This is a genomic window from bacterium, from assembly GCA_040756715.1.
GTDB lineage: Bacteria > UBA9089 > UBA9088 > UBA9088 > UBA9088 > JBFLYE01.
The window spans coordinates 1-3,308 of record JBFLYE010000005.1; the positions used below are offsets into that span (position 1 = coordinate 1).

Below are 3,308 nucleotides of genomic sequence, written 5' to 3' on the forward strand. Positions count from 1 at the left end.
AAACTTAAACCTTCAATTCAAAATTCAAAATTTAGAATTCAAAATTTCTTAAAAGGTGGATGAATTTTTAACAGATAAACACAACCCTATCTATTTTTGCACTAAGTAATGGAAGATACTATAAATCATCGGGGATATCCATATTTGACCAAACATGCTGGATGTCCTCATTTTCTTCCAGTGCCTCAATAAGCCTTAAAACCTGCTTTGCTCCCTCTTTATCTATTTTTATATAGCTGGAAGGAACCATTTCTATCTCAGCATATTTTATATGAGCACCCCTATTTTTAATCTCTTCCTTTGCCTTTTCAAAAATTTCTACCCCTGTATAGACCTCATATTCGCTATCCTCTGTTTTTATGTCCTCACAACCCAAGGAAAGGCCTAGCTCAAAAAGTAAATCCTCAGAGATGCTTGATTTTTCTATTTGCAGAACACCCAATTTTTTAAACATCCAGGAGACACAGCCTGCTTCACCCATATTTCCTCCCCCTTTTGATAAGATATGCCTTATCTCTGATGATGTCCTCTTTTTATTGTCGGTAATCCCTTCAATTAAAAGGGCAATGCCAGAAGGTCCATAGCATTCATAGGTTATCTCGGAAACCTCACCCCCCTCAATTTCGCCACATCCCCTGGCGATCGCCTTCTTTATGTTCTCCCCTGGCATATTTGCCTCTTTTGCCTTTTGGATTGCCAATCTTAACCTTGCATTTCCCTCAGGCTCCTTTCCTCCTGTTTTAGCAGCAAGCATAATCTCCCTATTAAGCTTTGAGAAAAGCTTCCCCTTTGCTGCATCAAGGACACCCTTCTTATGCTTTATTCCCGCCCACTTTGAATGTCCAGACATTTATTTACCAGAGGCAATATCTGCTGCCTGTAGTAGTCTCCTCTGTTGAATCAACAATTATCGTGCCTTCTCTTAGATTTGTTACTACTCCGCCTCCCATATTTACACCAGTGGCACCATTCGGATAATACCTCCATCCACCGTGCTGTCCATCATTATTAGAAAGGGGATTTCCATCAATTTCCACTGTATCTTCCTGGTTATTGCTTAAGCCCCTTCTTAATAAAGCAAAGGGCAAAGTAGGGGGTGGTATGTTATCTGCATCCCGAAGATACTCAGGAATAAGGAGCTGGGAAAATTCCTCAGGGTCTAAAGCATCGTTATCAATAATCGTATCGCCATCTGCAGGACTAGAAAAAACCCCATCCCCATCTAAATCCTGTCCGGGATATGCCTCAAAGTCTGAATAAAAGCTTGCAATTGCTATTCTTATGTTTTCTAGGTTTTGCTGGCTAGTTTTTTCTCTTGCCTTATCTAACATCCTTCCTGTACTGGGAAGAAGAACGGCAAGCAATATTCCCACAATAGTTACCACAATCATAAGCTCAATCAGGGTCATTCCCCTTTTCATCTTAATCATCACCTCCTTTAGTTTCTAAGCTCAACCGAAACATTATATGTCCCTATCTTTTCTCTCCCTTCCTCTAGGGTTGGCATTCTTATTCCCAATGATACCCTTATTGCCTCTAATGATCCTGGTCTATAGTCATTTGGATTGGGAATATTGAAAAGGGAGGCAAACCATTCATTATTTTCTAGGATTCTATTCCCACTTACATCATATCCATATTCTACACTTAAATTCTCTACATCGGGAAGAACCCTCTCATTATTCCTATAGAGCCAGCTTCTATTCTCATTGTCAACCCCAATATGATAGCATATGGCAGGAACAACTGTGGGGATATTAGCTATATTATACTCCTCTCTTAAAGGGTCTAGAAGATTAACCCTCCATCCTAAATCGGCGGGTTGAATAGTAGTAATCCGATGACCCTGGGGAGGCCTAGTAAGGCCTGAATGGATAATCAAAGCATTATCCTCTTTAAAATCATCGTCATTGTGTAGGGCAGTGCCTGTATCAATATCAAGGCGATTAATTATGATAAACTCGCTTCCTGTCCCTGCATTAGCGGCTAATCTTGCAAAGTATCCTCCCCCTCCCTCTTGTTCTTCATCCCCTTCGATTGAGGATATGGCTCCATATGAGTCCTCGCTGATTATCCCATCATCATAACCATTGTCGGTAAAATCCCTTAGTATCTCCCAGGCATCTGCCAAAAAGAGGCGATCTGTATCTGTCCCATCAAAGGAGGCAACCCTTGCTTTATCCGATGTTCCAAAACCCGCCATCATTATATCCCTCTCTAAAAGGTTAAGGCTAATCCCTATATCTGTATTCAACTCTGCCTTTCTTCTCTCTGATGAGCTTAAAGAAACCATACTTCCATACATATAAGAAAGGCCAGCGATCACTCCGGCAAGGATTGCTAAGGATATCATTATCTCAACCAGGGTAAATCCCTTTTTAAAATTTTGAATTTTTTTCATCTATGTCTATGGCCTACCACAAATACTACCTCTATATGCTTAAGCCTTCCTTGAAACATCCAGAAGACCTCCATTCTTAGCATTTGTGCATATTTTTCCACAAAATCCTCATCAACACTTAGCTTTAAGGTATAGTAATAATGCCTTATCCTTCCCCTTATCTCCTTTTGAACATCTACTCCCCTAAATAGGCAATAGTTATAGGGAGTAATCACTCCTTCGGGAATCCCGGGTAGTTGATATTGTTCTTCTAAATTTGTTAAACTATCGCTGCCAAATTCTTGCCTAAGGTTATCTTGGGTAATCCTCCAATAGCCGATAAGCTTTATCCTCTCAATCTCAGCTCCTGCCGTTTCCTTGGCGAGAGTCTGCCTAATTGCCATATCGTTTATCCTTACCGAATTGATGATCACCGCAGAAACCCCAATTATTCCAAGGAGTAAGACAGCCATAGAGATTAAAACCTCAACTAAGGTTAATCCTTTAAATTTTAAATTTTGGATTTTGGATTTTGGATTTTGGATTGATTTGGAACCTGTCTTTACAATTTTAGTCAAGATGTTGATTATACTTTCAATTTCCAAAAGATACATTTGATAATCAATTTTTACAATCTGGCTTTTATCAAGTAGCATTAACCAATATTTTGTCTCTCTAGCTTCTTTTGAGGCAGTAGCCATCTTATAAAGAAAATCATTTTTACTTTGCCCTGCAATTGCCTCTTCTACATTAGCCCCAATGCTCGTAGCACTTCTCAATAATTGCTTGGAAATCACAAATTCATTGGAAGCTGTTAACTTTTTATAAAGCTCAATAATTAATAAGGCAAATTCAAAACTTTTCTCGCGAATTAAATTCTCTTTTTTCATCATTTCAAAATTCAACATTCAAAATTCATAATTTTATA

At 38.9% G+C, this 3,308-nt stretch carries 4 protein-coding genes; all 4 read right to left on the bottom strand.

The window, feature by feature from the left end; all coding sequences use genetic code 11:
- Nucleotides 1-118 precede the first annotated feature (118 nt).
- The 4 genes from AB1397_00120 to AB1397_00135 are packed head-to-tail and all read right to left on the bottom strand — an operon-like array spanning nt 119 to nt 3,288.
- A complete protein-coding gene (locus AB1397_00120) occupies nt 119-850 on the bottom strand; it encodes a YebC/PmpR family DNA-binding transcriptional regulator (GenBank protein MEW6481410.1) in 732 nt (243 codons plus the stop codon).
- A gap of 4 nt (nt 851-854) precedes the next feature.
- A complete protein-coding gene (locus AB1397_00125) occupies nt 855-1,430 on the bottom strand; it encodes a type II secretion system protein (protein MEW6481411.1) in 576 nt (191 codons plus the stop codon).
- Between the two features lie 8 nt (nt 1,431-1,438).
- Nucleotides 1,439-2,401, bottom strand: a complete 963-nt coding sequence (locus AB1397_00130; protein ID MEW6481412.1) for a prepilin-type N-terminal cleavage/methylation domain-containing protein — start codon at nt 2,399-2,401, stop codon at nt 1,439-1,441.
- Entirely contained in the window at nt 2,398-3,288 is an 891-nt protein-coding gene (locus AB1397_00135) for a four helix bundle protein (GenBank protein MEW6481413.1), read from the bottom strand. The genes AB1397_00130 and AB1397_00135 overlap by 4 nt, the downstream gene beginning before the upstream one ends.
- Nucleotides 3,289-3,308 lie beyond the last annotated feature (20 nt).

Coding starts and splice junctions, on each gene's coding strand:
- AB1397_00125 (MEW6481411.1), bottom strand. CDS start 1,430: ATGATTAAGATGAAAAGGGGAATGACCCTGATTGAGCTTATGATTGTG.
- AB1397_00120 (MEW6481410.1), bottom strand. CDS start 850: ATGTCTGGACATTCAAAGTGGGCGGGAATAAAGCATAAGAAGGGTGTC.
- AB1397_00135 (MEW6481413.1), bottom strand. CDS start 3,288: ATGTTGAATTTTGAAATGATGAAAAAAGAGAATTTAATTCGCGAGAAA.
- AB1397_00130 (MEW6481412.1), bottom strand. CDS start 2,401: ATGAAAAAAATTCAAAATTTTAAAAAGGGATTTACCCTGGTTGAGATA.